Here is a 20878-nt window from a genome sequence, read left to right as displayed (position 1 = left end):
GGTGCCTCCTGAACGCTGCCAGTACGTCGGCGAACGCTGCGAGAACGGCCGGCCGATAGGACGGCGCGGTGCCAAGGAGTACGACGATCAAGGAGTACGAGGATCGAGAGTCACACCCCGCAGCTAAGGATGCCGAGGGTCACATGTGAGGTCGGCGGAGTCTCAATGATTCAGTCAAGCGCTGCAGCGGGGGGCCAAGAGCACCAGTTCGGAAGACGCCGTATGCGGATGCCTGCTGAGCTGGGAAGTCGCTGACCTGCGGGGGAGCTGCCGACTGTCCGCTCTTCACCGTGGTTCCCTGCTCCTCTCCGGCTGATCGGGCACGCGAGGGGCACGTGGCTGGCTCACGGCCGGAGAGCCCTGTGAGCGGGGCAGGGCTTAGTCTCCTCGGATGGACGAGTCCCCTTGCTTCTGCCTCCTCTGCGCACCGACCGAATGGGGCGGACCGGTGTCGGAGGAACGCGATCACCACATCGCGAAGAACGTCGCGGACTACGGGTGGCACGTCATGGGCGTGGCCGGCGGTGATGCCCCTGGCGACTGGGGCTACTCAATCGGCCTCTGGCACACACTGCGCAGTCCAGAGGTCAGCGTGTTCGGCCTGCCCTCGCAGACCGCGATGAAAGTGGCGAACGCCGCCGGGGCGGCGATACGAGACGGCAGCCCACTCGAGCCCGACCAGCGCCGGGGCGACGTTCTCAATGGCTACGACGTGGCCGTCCGGCCTGTCCATCCCAGCTGGTACCACGACTTCTTCGGCGCGGGTATCGACTTCTACCAGACCCCGCCACTGCCGATCACTCAGCTGTTCTGGCCGGACAAGGCTGGTCGGTTTCCCTGGGACGAAGGAGTGAATGAGCACTGCCGCATGAGCCAACCACTGCTCTGGGCGCCCAAGGACGAGACCACCGGCCCGTGGGCGGAGATCACCTGAGGTCGGCGGAGTATTAATGGCCGAGTCAAGGCTTTGCCGACTGTCGGTGCGGTCAGGCGTCGGTGTCGGCGGCCTCGGCGAGCAGGTCCAGGGCGTCGTTGTGGAACCGGCGTTCAGCGTCACGGCATGGGGCGCTGAAGATGGCTCGCTGGGCTTCGGCAAGATCGCAGCTCAACAGGCCCATGGTGACGAAGACGGCTTCCACTCCATGGCACCCGTTGTCCTTGAGGAACTGCTGGAGGGCGTTCGTGTCGCCGGTTGCCTCCCAGGTGGGCCGGGCGGTTTCCTGCATTGCGGCGATGCGTGCTGATCGTTCTGCGTCGAAGCCCACTGGACCTGCCTCTCTGCTCGTCCTGGAAGCGGTCGAAGCCGGCGTCCCGTATAGGCGGATCGCTGAGCTGACGAGCATCTCGCGTGCCACTGTGGCCCGTTGGAACAAGGCCGAACCCGTCGAGATGTAAGGCAAGTTGCCATGGGCCGCACCCGATGATTGGGGGCGCGGACCCAATCGATCCGAAGGGGTCGAAGCCATGTCGAATCGGTCCAGCTCCATCCTCGCAGGAGCCGTGTGTGCGACCTGTCTCAGAACCCTCTTCGTCCACGACGATGGTTCTGTGACTGGGACACCTGACACGCCCATCCCCTGTGACTGCACCGCGCCATGTCCACCTGTGAAAGGCAGGGACGCCTGTACGGACTGTGGGTGATCGATTCCGCGCTCGAGTGGTATGGAGAAGGCTGGCGCACTTGCTGCACATGCAAGGACGACGGTAATAAGCCGGGCCGGCAGGGGTGCCGCGAGGCTTGGTGCCTGCGCCCGCAAGCCGAACCATCAAACATCGGGCACGGAACGGGCACGCGACGCCTGATCCGGTCTAGACAACAACAAAGCCCCGGACCTTTGGCCTGGGGCTTCTGTCTGGAGCGGGTGACGAGAATCGAACTCGCGCTCTGAGCTTGGGAAGCTCATGTTCTACCATTAAACTACACCCGCGCAGCGGGCCCGTTGATCGGTACCGCATCGTCGCACACTGTACCCCATTGAAGCCCCCCGGTGTATTGAGCCGCGGGGCCTTCGACCTTTATGGGGCCTGTGCGGTGCCTGGGGGGCGTCCGTCCGGTGGTGGCCGGGCTCGCCGAGGGGGTGTGTCGGCGCGGTCGCCGATCGGGGCGGAGCCGGTCGTGGGGCATGTGCCGAAATGGTGGATGCGGGGGTGTCGTGGTCGCGTCGGGGCGTACCTTTGGTGGGCGGAGTGCCGCGTGGAGTGGTGTCCTGTTGATCCCCTAATGTGGCTATCTCGTCCAGGTGTTGGGGAAGGGACTTGATGGACCCGATGGACTCGATCGACTCGATGCAGCGCACCGTCGTCCGCTGTGCCGAAGGGCACGTATTCACCACCTCGTCGTTCCCGATGCAGCAGCTCGGTGCCGACCGGATCGGGCCCGGGCGGCTCATCCGGTGTCCGAGGTGCGCGCGGCTGCGGCATGCCGTGCCTGTGTCTGTGCCCGTACCGGTGCAGGCGGTGGAGCCGGCGAAGGGTTAGGGCTTTTCGTTCGGATCAGGCCGGATCAGTGAGCGGCGCCAGGGCACGCGAGCCCGGCAGGATCCGGACGGGAGACCTGGCGGTTCAGGCGCGCGGGACCCGGCCGATTGGGGCGGGCCCGCGCGCTCTGCGTATCCTCGGGGCGTGCTTCTCTCAGACAAGGACATCCGGGCCGAGATCGACGCGGGACGGGTGCGCATCGACCCGTTCGACGAATCGATGGTGCAGCCCTCGAGCATCGACGTGCGGCTCGACCGCTATTTCCGGGTGTTCGAGAACCACCGCTATCCGCACATCGACCCCGCCGTCGAGCAGGCGGACCTGACGCGGCTGGTCGAGCCGGAAGGGGACGAGGCGTTCATCCTCCACCCCGGTGAGTTCGTGCTCGCATCAACGTACGAAGTCATCACGCTGCCCGACGACATCGCGTCCCGGCTGGAGGGGAAGAGCTCCCTCGGCCGGCTCGGGCTGGTGACCCACTCGACGGCCGGCTTCATCGACCCCGGTTTCTCCGGGCACGTCACGCTGGAGCTGTCGAATCTGGCCACTCTGCCGATCAAGCTGTGGCCAGGGATGAAGATCGGGCAGCTGTGCATGTTCCGGCTGAGTTCGCCGGCGGAGCACCCGTACGGCAGCGAGCGGTACGGGTCCCGGTACCAGGGGCAGCGGGGGCCGACGGCCTCGCGGTCGTTCATGAACTTCCATCGGACGCAGGTGTGAGGGCCGGTACGCGATGAGTGAGGCACGCGAGAACCTGACGTACGAGAGGTTCGGCGGGGCGATCCGCGAGCTTGCGCAGGCCATCGCCGACGACGGGTACGAGCCGGACATCGTGCTGTCCATCGCGCGGGGCGGTGTCTTTGTCGCGGGCGGGCTGGCGTATGCGCTGGACTGCAAGAACATCCACCTGGTCAACGTGGAGTTCTACACCGGTGTCGGGACCACTCTCGAGATGCCGGTCATGCTCGCGCCGGTGCCCAACGCGATCGACTTCTCCGACAAGAAGGTCCTCATCGCCGACGATGTCGCCGACACGGGGAAGACCCTGAAGCTCGTCCACGACTTCTGTGTCGATCATGTCGCCGAGGTCCGCAGTGCCGTGGTCTACGAGAAGTCGCACTCCCTCGTGAAGTGCGAGTACGTCTGGAAGCGCACCGACGAGTGGATCAACTTTCCCTGGAGCGTCCTGCCTCCGGTACGTAAGCCGGGCGAGGCGGTCACGCCCTCCAAGGAGGCCCTGTAGACCCGGGCGCCTACCCGTCCCTCCGGGTGGCTCCGGGGAGCTGTCGGGAATCGTCAGCAACATGACTGTGAGTTCCGGCAGCTGTCGCCGACTCATCGTCCTGCTTGGTTTCAAGTGGGTTCTGGCCGGCAGTCCGGTCGCCTGACCTGCGCGTTCGACGCCTCACGCACGCGCCGGGCAACGCTCTGGCACGCGCCGGGCAGCCCTCTGGCCCACAGGGGCCAGATCTTCAGCATCTGTGTCGATGGTGCCGCCGCGCGGGAACGGCCCTCACGTCCGTAGCCGCGACGGCAAGCAACTGGTCCCAGCACCGGGGACAGAGCTGACCTCAGGCTCGGTCTGTCGCGCTCCCGTGCGATCATTGCCGCATCTTTGTCATGCGCCGCACCAGACCCACGAGCGCGGCCATGTCCTTACCGTCCCGGGGGGAACGGATTGTCACGCCATCCGCGTGCGATGAGCGCCAGACCTGCGCCGCGCACCGCACTCCTGTTCATGCTGCCCGCCTTGTTGTCCGTCCTGCTGACCACGCTGCTTCCGGCGGGAGCAGCGTGGGCGCGAGGCATCACACCCACCGCCGCCGACGCCGCCGGCGGCAACTGCACCGTTCTGCCGCTCACCTCGTTCGGGGACCCGGCCGACGCGGCCGGCAAGGCGACGATCGCCGGCCACGGCGGCAGCGTCTGCTTCGGCTTCACCGCTGAGAAGGCCGGGTTGCACCGCGTCGTGCTCGGCAAGGTCCATACCGGGACCTACGCCGAGGTCTACGACGGCACCGCACCACTGGACTGCAGCCGGACCGAGCGGAGCGACGCGGGCTGGTGCGACCTGCCGCGCGCCGGCTCCTACACCCTGAAGGTGGTCAATCAGGGGTGGCAGAACCTGATCGACACCCCTGTCGCCGTCGTGCCGCTGAACACCGCCGACCACTGTGCCCCGGAGGCCGGGACGGCCTGGGACGCCCCCGTCGTGAAGGGCTCCGCCCCCGGCCCGGTGGCGATCATGTGCCAGCCCTTCACCGGGAAGGCCGGTGAGCGCATCACGGTCGACCTTCGCACCGACAAGAACTCCGGCGACAGCCAGTACTGGATCACCGACGCGTCCGGCGCCAGGATCTGCCCGCGCTCCGACAACGACAGCGAAGGCTGCGTCCTGCCCGGCGGCGGCCCCTATCGGGTCCTCGCCCGCATCGGCGACGTGGAGGGCGGCTTCCCCGCCGCGTACACGCTGAAGATCCGCCGCCTCTCCGCCCCGGCCGGCTGCGCGCACGTCCCGCTCAACGCGTACGGCGCGGCACCCACCACCGCGGATCCGGCCTCCCGTTGCAAGGTCTTCACCGCACCCGCCGCAGGGCGCTACGACGTGTACGGGGTCCACGACGGGAGCCGCTCGCGGCTGAACGTGTACGACCACACCGGCAGGACCGTCTGCACGTCGGGCGGCATCTGCACCCTGCCGTCGGCCGGTGACCACACCGTACTCACCGACGACGCCACCCTGATCCTCGACCGGTCCGCCACCACCGGCTGTCAGGCCGTCGAACTCGGCACGCACCAGGGCACCCTCACCCACGGCGGAGAGGTCGACTGCCTGACCCTGCCGCTGCCCAAGGGCTCCGCCATGGCCGCGCTGAAGAGCGTGAGCGGCCAGATCCCGCGGATCGACGTCACCGTCGCCGACGCGACCGGCGCCCAACTGTGCGACTGGACCGCCCTCAACGCGGGTTCCTGCGGGCTGAACGGCACGGCTCCGTTCCGTGTCCTGGTGTCCGCCGTCGACCAGGCCACGCCGACCGGTTCCTACCGCCTCGCCCTGTACCGCACGGGTGCGCCGAACGACTGCCAGGTGCTCCCGGCGGGCGACTTCACCTCCGACAGCGCCCACGCACGCTTCAGCACAGGCGGCGGGGTCTTCTCGCACTGCCTGGCCGTCCCCGCCGACGACCACAGCACGGTGGAGAGTTTCCAGTTCCAGGCCGACCCCGGTACGACGGCCCGGGTGACCTTCTCGGTCCTGGACAGGAACGGCATGCCGGTCTGCCGGGTCCCCGCCTTGCCGGCCGCCCGGATCACCTGCAAGCTCGTCCCGGGCGTCGCGCACACCGTCCTGATCAACGGAAGCGACACGACCGGCACGTACACCATGACCCGCCGGGACGTCACCGCCACCGCCAAGGGCTGCACAGCCAATCCCGCGACCGCGGTCGGCGGACCGTCAGCGGGCGGCACCCTCTCCGGGCCGGGCACGGTGCTCTGCCGCCAGGTCACCACCGCCGATGCCAAGGACACCCTGCACCTCGACGTCCGCGACGCGCTCGGCACCGCGAACCTCCAGGCCTTCGGCGAGGACGGCACGGTTGCCTGCGGCTCCACCGACAAGGCCTGCGCGGTGACCGGATCCACCCGCTACCAGGTCCTCGTCACCGTGCCGACGAGCCAGAAGGCCGACGACCCCTATCACTTCGACGCCCTGCGGATCGCCACCGCCGCAGGCCCGGCCCGGGAGTGCACGGCCGTCCCCAACGTCAGCTACGGGTACGGTCCGATCACCGGCACCCTGGACGAGCAGCACACCGCCGTCTGCGCGGTACTGCCGACCGCTGCCGGTGACCGTTTCGACATGGCGGTCAGTGACACCACGGGAGCCACGGACACCGCCGTGCCCGCGCTGCACGACAGGAGCCTCGACAACGGCTGCACACCGGTGGTGCCGACCGGCTACGGATGCTCCGTCGACGAGCCGGACACCAGGGGGGCCAGCCCCAGCATCATGGTGCTGAGCCTGCCCGAGAAGGCCTCGCACAGCTCCTACCGGGCGGAACTCACCTGCTCCTCCGTCATCTGCGGCACGCAGAGGGTCGGCGTCCACTCGGTGACCCCGACCACCGCCGAGAGCGGCACGAAGGCCACCGTGCGCGTGATCGGTACCGCCCTGCACAAGGACGACAAGGTGGTGCTCAGCCGGCTCGACAGCCGGGTGGAGTCGACCACCGTGTCGGTGTCGGCCGACCGCAGGACCCTGACGGCCGTCCTGGACCTGACCGGGGCCGCCCCGGGCGACTGGAACCTCGGCGTCATCACCCACAACGCGGGGGAGTACGCCAACGGCACCTTCACCGTCACCCCGCCCCAGGTGACCAACACCGCGGCTCCCGCCATCGACGGCACGGCCCAGGTCGGCGCCATCCTCACCGCGGACCCGGGCAGTTGGACGCCCACCCCGGCGTCGTTCGGCTACCGGTGGAAGGCGGACGGCGAGGCGATCGCCGGGGCGACGGCGTCCACGTACACCGTGCCCGCCTCACTGCTGGGCAGGAAGCTCACCGTCACCGTCACTGCCCGCCTCCTCGGTGGAGAAACCGCCGTCACCTCGGCGGCCGTCACGGTCGCCAAGGGCGCCGCCCCCAGGGCGACCACGGCCCCGAGGATCAGCGGCACGGCGAAGGTCGGGGCGAAGCTCGGCCTCACGCAGGGCATCTGGACTCCGGCCGCCACGTCCTACGGCTACCAGTGGAAGGCGGACGGCGAGGCGATCGCCGGGGCGACGGCGTCCACGTACACCGTGCCCGCCTCGCTGCTCGGCAGGAAGCTGACCGTCACCGTCACCGCCCACCGCACGGGCCATGCCGACGGCACCGCCACGACCGCCACGGTCACGGCCGCCAAGGGCAACGCCCCGACGGTCACCAGGGCGCCCACGATCTCGGGCACCGCCAGGGCCGGCTACACGCTCAAGGCCGCCCCGGGCACCTGGACACCCACACCGTCCTCGTACGCGTACCAGTGGTACGCGGACGGCCGGGCGATCAGGGGCGCCACCGGGTCCTCGCTGAAACTGGTCTCCGCACAGCGCGGCCAGAAGATCACGGTGAAGGTGACCGCCCGCCGCACCGGGCACATCGACGGCACCGCCACCAGCAAGCCGACGGCGAAGGTCGCTCGCTGAGCACGCCTCACGGGGTGGGCCCCGCCGGTCGTCCGGCGGGGCCCACCCCTTTCGCGTGCTGCGTCTTAGCCGGCGATGACCGACAGCCCTTCAGGGAAGGTTCGCGCAGGAGCGGCCGGTGGACGTCGGGAGGTCGATCCCGCACGGGGATCACCATGTCTGAGCGTCGAGAAGCCTGTCGTGCGCCGCGAGCCGAGAGACGAGGGCCCCGGCGCAATGCCGGGGCCCTCTCGCCGTTCCTGGCCGTTCCTGGCCGTTCTCAGATCGTGCCGAGCTTGATGATCGACAGCAGTGCGATCAGCTGGATCGCCGACGCCCCCAGCGCCTTCGGCCACGGCAGATCGTGCGACTTGCTCACCATCGAGGTGAAGAGCGCGCCGGCAGCCAGCCACGTCACCCAGCCCACGACCTGCACCAGCGAGTTCTCGCCGCCCAGGAAGAGCGCGAAGACGAGCCGTGGGGCGTCGGTCATAGACATGATCAGCATGGAGAGGCCGATCGTGGGCTGCCAGGCGCCGTCGCCGCCGAGCTGACGGGCCAGGGTGTGGGTGACCGCGCCCAGGATCAGACCGCCGATGACGAAGGCCACGCCCGTGATGAACACCGAGCCGAGCGCGGTCGCGAACGGCGCCTTGATCGCCTCCTCGCGCGTCTGGTCGAAGCCGAAGATCGCGAGCAGGCCGTAGAGGAACGTGACGACGAGGGCCGGGCCCCAGACGGGGTAGTCCCGCATCTGCAGGAACGTCGGCCCGGGCCGCAGCACGATGCCGCTCAGCAGTTCTTTCCAGTGCAGGCGGGGGCCCGAGGGGGCGGCAGGGGCGGTGCCTGCGCGGTACGTGGCGCCGTCGCCGTACGGGTCGTCGCCCACGCTGAAGGCCCGGGTGTGCCCGGGGTTGTCGGCGTAGGGGTCACCCGCGGCGTACCCGCCCTGCCCCTGCTGCTGGTGGTACGGGTCGCCGAAGTACTCCGGCTCGCCGTACGGCGCCTGCTGCGCGTGCGGTGCGTGCCCGCCGCCCGTCGGGGGCCACTGCTGCTGCGGGGGGTGCGAGGGCGCCGCCTGACCTCCCCCGTGCCGGCCGTACGACTGTCCGTACGGCGGTGGGGGCGCCTGCTGCGGTTGCTGTTGCGGGGGGCGGTTGTTCGCCCGGCCGCGTCCGATCCTGAATCCAGCCACGCATTCGAACGTACCTGTTCCCGCTGTGTCCGGTGTCATGGCCAGGGGAACAAGGGCGCCTTTGCTGCCGACCTGTGACATCCCGTAGGGGAACCCTGACGGGGCCGCAGGAGCGGGCCGGGACGTCCCCGGGAAGGGCGCGAGGAGGTCAGGCGGAGTCCGGCTGGAGGAAGATCGACGTGCTGAAGGTGACCGACGGCCCGGCCGCGCCGCCCGCCGTGTGGACCGCGATGACGTCGGCGTTCTCGCCCCGGTGCGTACGCGTCACCACATCCGCCCGCTTGTCGCCGTCGTAGTCCGCGTAACGCAGCAGCTCCGTGACGGCGCCGGCTTCGCCGGAGGGGAGCGGGGGCGCGGGCGGGATGCGTACGGCCTTGAAGGTGTACGGGCCGCCGGGGCGGCCCGGGCCGTCGGGTCCGCCCAGCAGCAGAGCGGCCTCGGCCGCCTCGCCGGGGGTGCGGGCCCGCGCCGCGTAGGCCAGGTCGTCGTAGCCGTCGCCGTTGGCGTCGGCCTTGGGTTCCGGGGCCGCCAGCACGGGGCCCGCGCCGGGGATCGGGGCGTCGGCGCCCCGCGGGGCGCCCGTACGGGTGAACGGGCCCCGCAGGAAGCTCACCTGGCCGGCGCTCGCCGTGACCGCGAGGTCCTGGGCGCCGTCGCCGTCGAAGTCGCCGCACACGGGGTGGTCGGGCCACTCGTTGCCGTACCGCGCCTGCTCCGGGATCCGGAGCACGACAGCGGTGCCGCTCAGGCCCGAGGGGCCGCCGAACAACAGCTGGAGGGGGACGGGCGGGCGGCCGATGCCGTTGTACGGGGGGTCCGTGGCCACGATCAGGTCGCTGAAGCCGTCCTTGTCGAGGTCACAGGCCGCCGCGGCGTCAAATGCGGCGGGAAGCACGCCGGCGACCCGGGCGCCGTTCGCGCGGGCAGTGAGCAGCTGGCGCACGGCGGGGCCCGGTGAGCCCTTGGAGGTGCCGTAGGCGATGCCGATGCCCGCGTCGTCGTCGTTGCCCGCGCCGGGGGCCTTGACGAGGTCGTTGAGGACGAGATCGCGGTGCCCGTCGCCGTTGAAGTCCTCCGGGACACGGCTGCCGTCGCCGCGCGGTACGGGGAGGGCGGGCGTGGCCGCCTTGCCGGCGAGAGCGGAGGCGCCGGGGGCCCGGGCGGAGGCCGAGGCGGGGTGGCGGGGTTCGGCGGCCGGTTGGGTGATGAGCCCGCAGCCGGCCAGCAGCAGCGCGCTCTGCAGCACGCCCGTGCCGACAAGGGCGGCGTTGCGTGTTCGACGCCTCAAGTCTCGGCCTTCCCATCTCTCTCTCCGGAACCGGCCGCATCATCATGCTCCTGCCAGCCGCTCTGGCCAATGGTTGGGCGGTGGGTAATGGCTCACTTGCTACCCGTGCCGTTTTGATTGAACTTGTGGTGATTACACCGTTGAGTCGAAGTTTGGTGCTGGTCGTTACCTTTCCGATGGATGGCCCACACATGCCGCTCGTAGCTTCGGCGTCGTCGGCCCGAATCACCGAGATCACCGAGATCACCGAGGTGCCGCAGCACCGAGGTGCGGATTCACCGAGGCCCGCCGACCGACCGAGGCAGGAGAGCCATCACATGCGCACCACCCGACGTTCCGTCCGAACCGCCGTCGTCGCCGCCGGCGCCCTCGCCACCGGAGCCGCCGTGGCCCTGGCCCTCCCGGCCGGGGCGGCATTCGCCGACAGTCCCGCGGGAGCCGTTGCGGCCGCGCCCGGTGCGAGCAGTACGGGCAGGACGGCCAAGCTCGCCGACGGCTCCGTCGCCCGCATCCACAAGCTCGGCCCGCACCACTACAAGGCCGAGATCCGGTCCGGTGGCACCGTCCGGGCCAGGCTCGTGACCACCGGATCCCCGGTGTTCGTCCAGAGCAAGGGCCTGCACGTCGTCCTGAGGCCCGACGGCAACGTCGTCTCCTGGCTCGAGGGCAGGAAGCAGGCAGCGGCCCATGCCGCCGCCCTCGGGTCCTCCAGGATCACCACGCCCGACGGGCGCATCGCCAGGCTCGTCAAGGGCAGGGACGGCGGTGATCCCCGCGCCGAGGTCTCCATGAAGAGCGGCAAGCGCATCGGCACGCTCACCGCCGAGTACCCCTCCGCCCGTCACGCCGGCTGGACGTACAAGCTCGTCCCGAACGGCAGGCACCCCGAGTTCGTCGTCATCGACGGCGAGCGGGGCGGCAGCACCTGGGTCTACGACTTCGACGGCGAGCTGCTCGAGACGTACAGGGGCCCGCGCGGGCAGGGATGAGGGCGGCGGATGCCCACGCCGGCACGAGCCGACGCAGAAGCGGCCGGTCCTGCCCCCGAGGCAGGTCCGGCCGCTCACTGGTTCGGTACGCGTACGAAGACGCCTACTTCACGGGTTCCGGTTCCGTCTCTTCGGCCGGCTCCGCCGCGCCCTCTCCCGGGTCGGCGGGGGTCCGCACGGAGTCGAGCAGAAGCTGGGCGACGTCCACGACCTGCAGGCTCTCCTTGGCCTTGCCGTCGTTCTTCTTGCCGTTGACCGAGTCGGTCAGCATCACCAGGCAGAACGGGCAGGCGGTGGAGACGATGTCCGGGTTGAGGGAGAGGGCCTCGTCGACGCGCTCGGTGTTGATGCGCTTGCCGATCCGCTCCTCCATCCACATCCGGGCGCCGCCGGCGCCGCAGCAGAAGCCGCGTTCCTTGTGGCGGTGCATCTCCTCGTTCCGCAGGCCCGGCACCTTGGCGATGATCTCGCGCGGCGGTGAGTAGACCTTGTTGTGGCGGCCCAGGTAGCACGGGTCGTGGTAGGTGATCAGGCCCTCGACCGGGGTGACGGGGACGAGCCTGCCCTCGTCGACGAGGTGCTGCAGCAGCTGGGTGTGGTGGATGACCTCGTACTCGCCGCCCAGCTGCGGGTACTCGTTGGCGATGGTGTTGAAGCAGTGCGGGCAGGTCGCGACGATCTTCTTCGCCGACTTCGGCTTCTTCGTCGACTCGTCCACCTCGCCCTCCTCGTCGAGGGACTCGCCGAAGGCCATGTTCAGCATGGCCACGTTCTCCTGGCCGAGCTGCTGGAACAGGAACTCGTTGCCCAGGCGGCGCGGCGAGTCACCGGTGCACTTCTCCTCGCCGCCCATGATCGCGAACTTGACGCCCGCGATGTGCAGCAGCTCCGCGAAGGCCTTGGTGGTCTTCTTCGCGCGGTCCTCCAGGGCACCGGCGCAACCGACCCAGTACAGGTAGTCGACCTCGGAGAGGTCCTCGACGTCCTTGCCGACGACCGGGACCTCGAAGTCGACCTCCTTCGTCCACTCCAGGCGCTGCTTCTTGGCCAGGCCCCAGGGGTTGCCCTTCTTCTCCAGGTTCTTGAGCATCGTGCCCGCCTCGGACGGGAAGGCGCTCTCGATCATCACCTGGTAGCGGCGCATGTCGACGATGTGGTCGATGTGCTCGATGTCGACCGGGCACTGCTCCACGCACGCACCGCAGGTGGTGCAGGACCACAGCACGTCGGGGTCGATGACGCCGTTCTCCTCGGCGGTGCCGATGAGCGGCCGCTCGGCCTCGGCGAGGGCCGCGGCGGGAACGTCCTTGAGCTGCTCCGCGGAGGCCTTCTCCTCGCCCTCCATGGTCTTGCCGCCGCCGGCCAGCAGGTACGGCGCCTTGGCGTGCGCGTGGTCACGCAGCGACATGATCAGCAGCTTCGGCGACAGCGGCTTACCGGTGTTCCACGCGGGGCACTGCGACTGGCAACGGCCGCACTCGGTGCACGTGGAGAAGTCGAGGATGCCCTTCCAGGAGAACTGCTCCACCTGGGAGACGCCGAAGACGTCGTCGTCGCCCGGGTCCTCGAAGTCGATCGGCCTGCCTCCGCTGGTCATCGGCTGGAGCGCGCCCAGCGCGGTCTCGCCGGTGGCGTTCCGCTTGAACCAGATGTTCGGGAAACCGAGGAAGCGGTGCCACGCCACACCCATGTTGGTGTTCAGCGAGACCGTGATCATCCAGATCAGCGAGGTGCCGATCTTGATCATCGCGACGAGGTAGATCAGCGTCTGGAGGCTGGGGACGCTCAGGCCCTTGAAGGCCAGGACCAGCGGATACGAGACGAAGTACGCCGGCTCGTAGTGGTCCACGTGGTGGATCGCGCCCTCGAGGCCGCGCAGGGCCACGATCGCGAGGCCGATGGTGAGGATGACGTACTCGACGAAGTACGCCTGCCAGGCCTTGGAGCCCGCGAAGCGCGACTTGCGGCCGGCCCGGGAGGGCAGGTTCAGCAGCCGGATCGCCATCAGCACCAGGATGCCGAGGACCGTCATGATGCCGATGAACTCGATGTACATCTCGAACGGCAGGAAGCCGCCCAGCACCGGCAGGGTCCAGTCGGCCTGGAAGAGCTGGCCGTACGCCTGGGCGAGCGTCGGCGGCAGCGTCAGGAAGCCGATCGCGACGAACCAGTGGGCGAAGCCCACGATCCCCCAGCGGTTCATCCGGGTGTGGCCGAGGAACTCCTTGACCAGCGTGACCGTGCGCGCCTTGGGGTTGTCGGTGCGGCTGCCCGCGGGCACCGGCTGACCGAGCTTCACGAACCGGTAGATCTGCGTGACGGCTCGGGCGATGAGCGCAACGCCGACCACGGTCAGGACCATCGACACGATGATCGCGGCGAGTTGCATGGGGGCTCCTCGGGCCTGCGAGGTGGGGAATCAGCACTTACTAAGCGGTAACTTATTCAGTCCGTGCTGAGACTACCCAGATATTCGTTCGCACTGTAGTTGGGCAAGCGGTGATCTGCGTCGCTCAGGTCACCCTGAGTGCCGGACGTCCCGGGGGTGGGTCGTCCTGGGGGCGGCGCGGCCGGCGCATTGCCGGAAGCGTGCGCAGCAGAACCGCCAGATCCAGTCCGATCCAATGGTGCTCCACGTAGTGCTGATCCAGTATCGCGGGCTCGTCCCAGGGCATCGTGGAGTGACGGGCGAGCTGGGCCGGGCCGGTCAGACCCGGCTTGACGCTCTGCCGCCAGGGGGCGGCGGCACGCGGGTTTCCGGGAGCCAGGGCGGCCGGTCCGACCAGGGACATCCGGCCCCGTACGACATGGGGCAGCCTGGACAGCAGGTCCAGCCGGAAGCGGCGGGTGCGCAGGGAGCGGACCGTGAAGGGGCGGCCGTGGAGGCCGGCCTTCCTCTCGAGGACGAACGCGCCACCGGGTTTCCGGCGCAGCATCGCCGAGCAGACGGCCAGAGCGAGCAGCGGCGCCACGAGAACCAGCAGGGCGGTGCCGACAGTCAGATCGAGAAGACGCTTCGACCGCACGGTGTGCACGATCCTCACCTGACCGTTCTGTTGTTCTCTGTCATCTTCTGGCGCGTCTGTGAGCCTTTCGCGTGCTTTGTAGAACGATGGCATGGTGGGGGCGGGGGAGGCCAGAGGCCGCGCCGAGCGTCGTCTGCCGGGGCACGCACCATAGTTGAGCCTGCTCGACTCAGGTCTGTTGACGCGATGGTGCGAGTGATGCATCCTTGAGCGTGTCTCGCTCAGGTTTGTCTCCGGAAGGCCTGAGCGGGTGTCCCGGTCCATGCGTCCTTTCCGGCTGGGGCCCGGGGGCACGCGGCGAAGCCGCTCCTGACAGAGCCCTCGGAAGATTGCAGTACTCAAGTCCACTGGAGGAATCGAAATGGCACGTGCGGTCGGCATCGACCTGGGCACGACTAACTCCGTCGTCAGCGTTCTGGAGGGCGGCGAGCCCACCGTCATCACCAACGCCGAGGGCGCCAGGACCACGCCGTCCGTCGTCGCCTTCGCCAAGAACGGTGAGGTGCTCGTCGGAGAGGTCGCGAAGCGTCAGGCGGTCACCAACGTGGACCGGACCATCCGGTCCGTGAAGCGTCACATGGGCACCGATTGGAAGATCGAGCTCGACGGGAAGACCTTCAACCCGCAGCAGATGAGCGCCTTCATCCTGCAGAAGCTGAAGCGCGACGCGGAGTCGTACCTCGGCGAGAAGGTCACGGACGCGGTCATCACCGTCCCGGCGTACTTCAACGACTCCGAGCGCCAGGCCACCAAGGAGGCCGGCGAGATCGCGGGTCTCAACGTCCTGCGCATCGTCAACGAGCCGACCGCGGCCGCCCTGGCGTACGGCCTCGACAAGGACGACCAGACCATCCTGGTCTTCGACCTCGGTGGCGGTACCTTCGACGTCTCGCTCCTGGAGATCGGCGACGGTGTCGTCGAGGTGAAGGCCACCAACGGTGACAACCACCTCGGTGGTGACGACTGGGACCAGCGCGTCGTCGACTACCTGGTGAAGCAGTTCGCGAGCGGCCACGGCGTCGACCTGTCCAAGGACAAGATGGCTCTCCAGCGTCTCCGCGAGGCCGCGGAGAAGGCGAAGATCGAGCTGTCGTCCTCGACCGAGACGACGATCAACCTGCCCTACATCACGGCGTCCGCCGAGGGCCCGCTGCACCTGGACGAGAAGCTCACGCGCGCCCAGTTCCAGCAGCTCACCGCAGACCTGCTGGAGCGCTGCAAGACTCCGTTCCACAACGTCATCAAGGACGCGGGCATCCAGCTCTCCGAGATCGACCACGTCGTTCTCGTGGGTGGCTCGACCCGTATGCCGGCCGTCGCCGAGCTCGTCAAGGAGCTGACCGGCGGCAAGGAGGCCAACAAGGGTGTGAACCCGGACGAGGTCGTCGCCATCGGCGCCACGCTCCAGGCCGGTGTCCTCAAGGGTGAGGTCAAGGACGTCCTGCTCCTCGACGTGACCCCGCTGTCCCTCGGTATCGAGACCAAGGGCGGCATCATGACCAAGCTCATCGAGCGCAACACCACGATCCCGACGAAGCGCTCCGAGATCTTCACGACGGCCGAGGACAACCAGCCGTCCGTGCAGATCCAGGTCTACCAGGGCGAGCGCGAGATCGCGGCGTACAACAAGAAGCTCGGCATGTTCGAGCTGACCGGCCTTCCGCCGGCCCCGCGCGGCGTCCCGCAGATCGAGGTCTCCTTCGACATCGACGCCAACGGCATCATGCACGTGACCGCGAAGGACCTGGGCACGGGCAAGGAGCAGAAGATGACCGTCACCGGCGGTTCTTCGCTCGCCAAGGACGAGGTCGACCGGATGCGCCAGGAGGCCGAGCAGTACGCGGAGGAGGACCACCGCCGCCGCGAGGCCGCCGAGACCCGCAACCAGGCCGAGCAGCTCGTCTACCAGACGGAGAAGTTCCTCAAGGACAACGAGGACAAGGTCCCCGGTGAGGTCAAGACCGAGGTGGAGACCGCGGTCGAGGAGCTCAAGGAGAAGCTGAAGAGCGAGTCCGCAGAGGGCGACAACACTGCGGAGATCCGCACCGCGACCGAGAAGGTCGCGGCCGTCTCCCAGAAGCTCGGCCAGGCGATGTACGCCGACGCGCAGGCCGCACAGGCCGCGGGTGGTGCGGGCGACGCCGGGGCCGGCCAGCCCTCCGACAACGCTGACGATGTCGTCGACGCCGAGATCGTCGACGACGAGAAGGACCAGAAGGGCGGCGCTGCCTGATGACGGAGGAGACCCCGGGCTTCGACGAGCAGCCCGACGTCCCCTCCGGCGCCACTCCCGAAGAAGCGGCGCAGGCCGCCTCCCCCTCCGCGGAGGAGGGGGCGGCCACGGCCGGGGACGCAGCACAGAACGCGGCTCAGGCCGCGCAGTCGGCGCAGACCGCGGGACTGACGGCGCAGCTGGACCAGGTCCGTACGGCGCTCAACGAGCGCACGATGGACCTCCAGCGGCTCCAGGCCGAGTACCAGAACTACCGACGCCGCGTGGAGCGGGACCGGATCACGGTCAAGGAGATCGCCGTCGCGCAGCTCCTGACCGAGCTCCTGCCCGTCCTCGACGACATCGGCCGCGCCCGTGAGCACGGTGAACTGGTGGGCGGCTTCAAGTCGGTGGCGGAATCGCTGGAGACCGTCGCCGCCAAGATGGGCTTGCAGCAGTTCGGCAAGGAGGGCGAGCCCTTCGACCCGACGATCCACGAAGCCCTGATGCACTCGTACGCGCCGGACGTCACGGAGACGACCTGCGTCGCGATCCTGCAGCCGGGCTACCGGATCGGCGAACGGACCATCCGCCCCGCGCGGGTCGCGGTGGCCGAGCCCCAGCCGGGCGCGGCCCCCGCGGCGCCGAAGGAGGAGCGGCCGGCCGACGAGGAGAACGGTGGCCCGGACGAGGGCTGACGTGACCGGTTGCACATTGGTCCGGAAGGAGGGACGTCGATGAGCACGAAGGACTTCGTGGAGAAGGACTACTACAAGGTTCTCGGCGTCCCCAAGGACGCCACAGAGGCGGAGATCAAGAAGGCGTACCGGAAGCTCGCCCGCGAGTTCCACCCGGACGCCAACAAGGGCGACACCAAGGCCGAGGAGCGCTTCAAGGAGATCTCCGAGGCCAACGACGTGCTCGGTGACGCCAAGCGGCGCAAGGAGTACGACGAGGCGCGCGCCCTCTTCGGCAACGGCGGCTTCCGAGCCGGTCCCGGCGGCCCCGGCGGCACGTTCAACTTCGACCTGGGTGACCTCTTCGGGGGTACCACCCAGGCCGGAGGCGCCGGTGCCGGCGGCTTCGGCGGCGGTCTCGGAGACGTCTTCGGGGGACTGTTCAACCGCGGGGCCGGGACGGGCACGCGTACGCAGCCCCGCCGCGGCCAGGACATCGAGTCCGAGGTGACGCTCAGCTTCACCGAGGCGGTGGACGGGGCCACGGTCCCGCTGCGGATGTCCAGCCAGCAGCCCTGCAAGGCCTGTTCGGGCACCGGCGACAAGAACGGCACACCGCGCGTGTGCCCGACCTGTGTCGGCACCGGCCAGGTCTCGCGCGGCGGCAGCGGCTCGTTCTCGCTGACCGACCCGTGCGTGGACTGCAAGGGCCGCGGGCTCATCGCCCAGGATCCCTGCGAGGTCTGCAACGGCAGCGGCCGTGCCAGGTCCTCGCGCACCATGCAGGTCCGCATCCCGGCGGGAGTCTCCGACGGGCAGCGGATCCGGCTGCGCGGCAAGGGCGCGCCGGGCGAGCGCGGCGGCCCGGCCGGTGACCTGTACGTCGTCGTCCATGTCGACGCGCACCCGGTCTTCGGCCGCAAGGGCGACAACCTCACCGTCACGGTGCCGGTCTCCTTCACGGAGGCGGCGCTCGGCGGCGAGGTGAAGGTGCCGACGCTCGGCGGCCCCCCGGTCACGCTGAAACTGCCCTCCGGCACGCCCAACGGCCGTACGATGCGGGCCCGCGGCAAGGGCGCCGTCCGCAAGGACGGCACCCGAGGCGACCTTCTGGTCACCGTGGAGGTCGCGGTGCCGACCGAACTCGCCGACGAGGCGCGGGAGGCACTGGAGGCTTACCGGAAGGCGACTGCGAGCGAGGATCCGCGGGCAGAACTGTTCCAGGCTGCGAAGGGAGCGTGACCCATGGAGAGGGACGGCCGACGGCGTAATCCGTATCAGCTGACGGACGAGACCCCGGTGTACGTCATCTCGGTGGCGGCACAGCTCTCCGGCCTGCACCCACAGACCCTGCGGCAGTACGACCGCCTCGGCCTGGTCTCCCCGGACCGCACGGCGGGGCGCGGCCGGCGCTACTCGGCGCGCGACATCGACCTGCTGCGCCAGGTGCAGACGTTGTCGCAGGACGAGGGAATCAACCTCGCCGGCATCAAGCGCATCATCGAGCTGGAGAACCAGGTCGCGGCGCTCCAGGCCCACGTGGCCGAGCTCTCGTCGGCGGTCGAGGGCGCGGCGGCGGCGATGCAGCAGCGCGAGGCGCAGGTGCACGCGTCGTACCGGCGCGATCTGGTGCCTTATCAGGATGTGCAGCAGGCGAGCGCGCTGGTGGTGTGGCGGCCGAAGCCGAAGCCGAAGGCGGGCGGCTGACACCACGCCAGGAGAACGCGAAGGGGCCGGGAGAGCGAGCAGCTCTCCCGGCCCCTTCGACGTCGTGGCGGTCGTGCAGCCGGACGTCAGCCGTCGTCCCCCGCGTCCGTCGCCGCGGCAGGCGCCGATTCGGTGCCGTCCGCGTGGACCGCGGTCACCCGGTAGTGGTGCGCGACACCCCAAGGGGTGTTCGTGTCCGCGTAGAAGCGGTCCGTGGCGCTCAGCGGTTCGTCGGTCAGCCGGTCGTACGACCCGTTGTCCCCGTCCCAGCGGTAGACATGGAAGCCGGTCGCGCCTTCGCAGTCCTCGGCATGGCAGCTCCATGTGAGATCGGTCTGCCAGCTGTTGATCGTTTGCGCGGTCAGCTGCAGTGGCGCACCCGGTGGGGTCGGCTCCGTGGGAGTCCACAGGTCGACTTCCGTCACGGTGACGTAGGAGAAGGCCTCACCGTTGTCGAAGCGGGAGTTTCCGGACTCGTCGACGGCGACTACCGCGTAGCGCACGGTCTCGCCGTTCGCGGTGGCTTCGTCGAAGTGGAACAGGTCGTACCTGCCGACCTCCTCGACCAGGTGGTAGTCCCAGGTGCCCGCCGCGTACTTACCCCTGTAGACCCGGTACTTCTGGGTGCCGTCGCCCTCGTTCGGCCGCCACTCGACCGCGACGCCTTCCGCCTGCGGGGTGGCCTTCAGCCCCGTCACCGGAGCCGGTGCGAGGTCGTCGGGCGGGGCGACGGCGGAGGCGGTGCCGGACCTCACCGACTCGTTGCCGCTGTAGTCCACTGCGGTGACCGCGTAGTCGTACGTCTTGCCGTGGCGTACGTACGGGTCGGTGAATGTGGTGGTCCGCGCGTCGTCCTCGACGACCCGGCCGTTCCTGTAGACCTTGTAGCGGCGCAGGTCCTCGCTGTCCGAGGCGTTCCACTTCAGCACGATGCCGGTGCCGGGCACGGGCGTGGCCCTGAGACCGAGAGGCGGGAGCGGCGGATGGTTGCCGCGGGTGACCTCCCGTGCAGTTGAACGCGAGGAGACATTGCCTGCCGCGTCCACGGCCGCGACACGGTAGTTGTGGCTCAGCTGTTCCCGGGCGGTGGTGTCGGTCCAGGAGGTCGAGGTGACCGTGGCGACCTTGCGGTGGACCAGGGCCGAGTCGTCGTCCATGATCCGGCTCGCCCGGTAGACGTAGTAGCGCGCGGCACCCGTTGCCGGTTTCCATGCCAGCGCGATCCCGGGCGGGCCGTCGCTGACGGTGAGACCGGTGGGTGCGGCGGGCGGTGTCCGGTCGGTGCTGGTGACCGACCGGGCGGCCGAGCCGGGGGACTCGTTGCCCGCCTTGTCGACGGCGCGTACGACGTACTGGTACGCGGCACCGGTGGCGGGCGGGCTGTCGGTGTACGACGTCGTGGTGGGTGTGCCGATGCGGGTCCAGGTGCCGCTGCTGCCGACGCGGCGCAGGACGCGATAGCCGGCGAGGTCCATTTCCTTGCTGCGGGTCCAGGACAGTGCGGTCCGCTCGTTCGCGTACGAGGCGCGCAGACCGCCGGGCGCGAGGGGGGCCACCTTGTCCACGGCCGCCGTGGTGCGGGGCGTGTAGGCGAATGCGACGTTGGCGTTGCCGGTCCAGGCGGCGAAGTCGACGCGGAGGGTGTGGCGGCCCTGGGGGACCGAGACGTCGACGGTCCTCTTCTGCGTGGTGCTGACGTTGCGCCAGGCGTCGATCCTACGGACGCCGTCGACGTAGACGCGGATGCCGTCCTGCATGGTGGCGGTGAGGACGAAGGGCCCGCCGGAGCCGAAGTCCCGGGTCGTGGTCCAGCGGACGGAGAAGTTGTCCTTGGGGAGCGTGGCTCCGGCAGGGGCCCCGGTGCCGTAGTTCTCGCTGACGGCCGCGTCGCACGTGGTCAGCCTGGGCGTGCCCGTCAGGGTCGTGTTGGCGTGGTACGCCGCCTTCCACACGCCGTCCGCGCAGGAGACGGTGGCGGCTCGGGCGGTGGCCGGCAGGGCCAGTCCGGCTGCGGCTGCGCCCACGGCGGCGGCCGCGGCGCAGACAGCGCGAAAACGATGGTGCATGGGTATCGGTGGGTCGCTCTCGGTCGTGGGGAGCGTGGGGGGCGGCACCGGGCCGTGGGGGCTGCCGGTCGTG

General features: G+C 69.5%; 16 protein-coding genes and 1 tRNA gene. 10 read left to right on the top strand and 7 right to left on the bottom strand.

Annotated features, from left to right (window positions below; translation table 11 throughout):
• Positions 1–391: 391 nt before the first annotated feature.
• Entirely contained in the window at positions 392–934 is a 543-nt protein-coding gene (locus tag ACFU5O_RS15975) for a DUF4262 domain-containing protein (protein ID WP_384240555.1), read from the top strand.
• 52 nt (positions 935–986) lie between these two features.
• On the opposite strand, the gene ACFU5O_RS15970 is transcribed toward ACFU5O_RS15975, so the two are convergent.
• The gene (locus tag ACFU5O_RS15970; protein WP_384240553.1) at positions 987–1265 is read right to left on the bottom strand and encodes a hypothetical protein; all 279 of its coding nucleotides are present in this window, start codon (positions 1263–1265) and stop codon (positions 987–989) included.
• 589 nt (positions 1266–1854) lie between these two features.
• Positions 1855–1928, bottom strand: a tRNA-Gly gene (locus tag ACFU5O_RS15965).
• A gap of 349 nt (positions 1929–2277) precedes the next feature.
• On the opposite strand from ACFU5O_RS15965, the gene ACFU5O_RS15960 reads away from it, so the two are divergent.
• The 4 genes from ACFU5O_RS15960 to ACFU5O_RS15945 all read left to right on the top strand — a co-directional run bounded on the left by ACFU5O_RS15960 (position 2278) and on the right by ACFU5O_RS15945 (position 7666).
• The gene (locus ACFU5O_RS15960; protein ID WP_384241061.1) at positions 2278–2478 is read left to right on the top strand and encodes a hypothetical protein; all 201 of its coding nucleotides are present in this window, start codon (positions 2278–2280) and stop codon (positions 2476–2478) included.
• A gap of 144 nt (positions 2479–2622) precedes the next feature.
• Positions 2623–3198 carry a dCTP deaminase gene (dcd, locus tag ACFU5O_RS15955; RefSeq protein ID WP_384240551.1) on the top strand — a complete coding sequence of 192 codons (576 nt, stop codon included), beginning with the start codon at positions 2623–2625 and terminating at the stop codon, positions 3196–3198.
• A 13-nt stretch (positions 3199–3211) separates the two neighbouring features.
• The gene (locus ACFU5O_RS15950) at positions 3212–3721 is read left to right on the top strand and encodes a phosphoribosyltransferase (RefSeq protein ID WP_384240550.1); all 510 of its coding nucleotides are present in this window, start codon (positions 3212–3214) and stop codon (positions 3719–3721) included.
• A gap of 456 nt (positions 3722–4177) precedes the next feature.
• On the top strand, positions 4178–7666 hold the full coding sequence (locus ACFU5O_RS15945) for a hypothetical protein (RefSeq protein ID WP_384240548.1): 3489 nt from the start codon (positions 4178–4180) through the stop codon (positions 7664–7666).
• A gap of 259 nt (positions 7667–7925) precedes the next feature.
• Here the strand turns inward: ACFU5O_RS15945 and ACFU5O_RS15940 are convergent, their stop codons facing one another.
• Together ACFU5O_RS15940 and ACFU5O_RS15935 are read right to left on the bottom strand one after the other, a co-directional pair.
• Positions 7926–8840 carry a YIP1 family protein gene (locus tag ACFU5O_RS15940; protein ID WP_384240546.1) on the bottom strand — a complete coding sequence of 305 codons (915 nt, stop codon included), beginning with the start codon at positions 8838–8840 and terminating at the stop codon, positions 7926–7928.
• A 148-nt stretch (positions 8841–8988) separates the two neighbouring features.
• Positions 8989–10128 carry an FG-GAP repeat domain-containing protein gene (locus ACFU5O_RS15935; protein ID WP_384240545.1) on the bottom strand — a complete coding sequence of 380 codons (1140 nt, stop codon included), beginning with the start codon at positions 10126–10128 and terminating at the stop codon, positions 8989–8991.
• A gap of 317 nt (positions 10129–10445) precedes the next feature.
• Between ACFU5O_RS15935 and ACFU5O_RS15930 the strand changes: the two genes are divergently transcribed.
• A complete protein-coding gene (locus tag ACFU5O_RS15930; protein ID WP_384240543.1) occupies positions 10446–11117 on the top strand; it encodes a hypothetical protein in 672 nt (223 codons plus the stop codon).
• Positions 11118–11220: 103 nt separating this feature from the next.
• Here ACFU5O_RS15930 and ACFU5O_RS15925 read toward each other — a convergent pair whose 3' ends face one another.
• Complete coding sequence (locus ACFU5O_RS15925) at positions 11221–13506, bottom strand: heterodisulfide reductase-related iron-sulfur binding cluster (protein ID WP_384240541.1); 2286 nt, start codon at positions 13504–13506, stop codon at positions 11221–11223.
• A 124-nt stretch (positions 13507–13630) separates the two neighbouring features.
• Positions 13631–14152: a sugar transferase gene (locus ACFU5O_RS15920; RefSeq protein WP_384240539.1), complete on the bottom strand. Its 522-nt coding sequence runs from the start codon at positions 14150–14152 to the stop codon at positions 13631–13633.
• A gap of 352 nt (positions 14153–14504) precedes the next feature.
• Here ACFU5O_RS15920 and dnaK point away from each other — a divergent pair, with 352 nt between their 5' ends.
• From dnaK to ACFU5O_RS15900, 4 genes are read left to right on the top strand one after another with little or no spacing between them, the layout of a single operon-like run.
• Positions 14505–16376 carry a molecular chaperone DnaK gene (gene dnaK, locus ACFU5O_RS15915; protein ID WP_384240537.1) on the top strand — a complete coding sequence of 624 codons (1872 nt, stop codon included), beginning with the start codon at positions 14505–14507 and terminating at the stop codon, positions 16374–16376.
• Entirely contained in the window at positions 16376–17053 is a 678-nt protein-coding gene (gene grpE / locus ACFU5O_RS15910) for a nucleotide exchange factor GrpE (protein ID WP_384240535.1), read from the top strand. The genes dnaK and grpE overlap by 1 nt, the downstream gene beginning before the upstream one ends.
• Positions 17054–17092: 39 nt before the next feature.
• The gene (gene dnaJ / locus ACFU5O_RS15905; protein WP_384240533.1) at positions 17093–18274 is read left to right on the top strand and encodes a molecular chaperone DnaJ; all 1182 of its coding nucleotides are present in this window, start codon (positions 17093–17095) and stop codon (positions 18272–18274) included.
• A 3-nt stretch (positions 18275–18277) separates the two neighbouring features.
• Complete coding sequence (locus ACFU5O_RS15900) at positions 18278–18739, top strand: heat shock protein transcriptional repressor HspR (protein ID WP_384240531.1); 462 nt, start codon at positions 18278–18280, stop codon at positions 18737–18739.
• Between the two features lie 86 nt (positions 18740–18825).
• Here the strand turns inward: ACFU5O_RS15900 and ACFU5O_RS15895 are convergent, their stop codons facing one another.
• Complete coding sequence (locus ACFU5O_RS15895) at positions 18826–20805, bottom strand: PA14 domain-containing protein (RefSeq protein WP_384240529.1); 1980 nt, start codon at positions 20803–20805, stop codon at positions 18826–18828.
• Positions 20806–20878 lie beyond the last annotated feature (73 nt).

The sequence above is a fragment of the Streptomyces sp. NPDC057445 genome (assembly GCF_042802855.1).
In the GTDB taxonomy this organism is placed as follows: domain Bacteria; phylum Actinomycetota; class Actinomycetes; order Streptomycetales; family Streptomycetaceae; genus Streptomyces.
The sequence above is the reverse complement of the archived record's forward strand: the minus strand, read 5'-3'. Positions and strand labels throughout refer to the sequence as shown.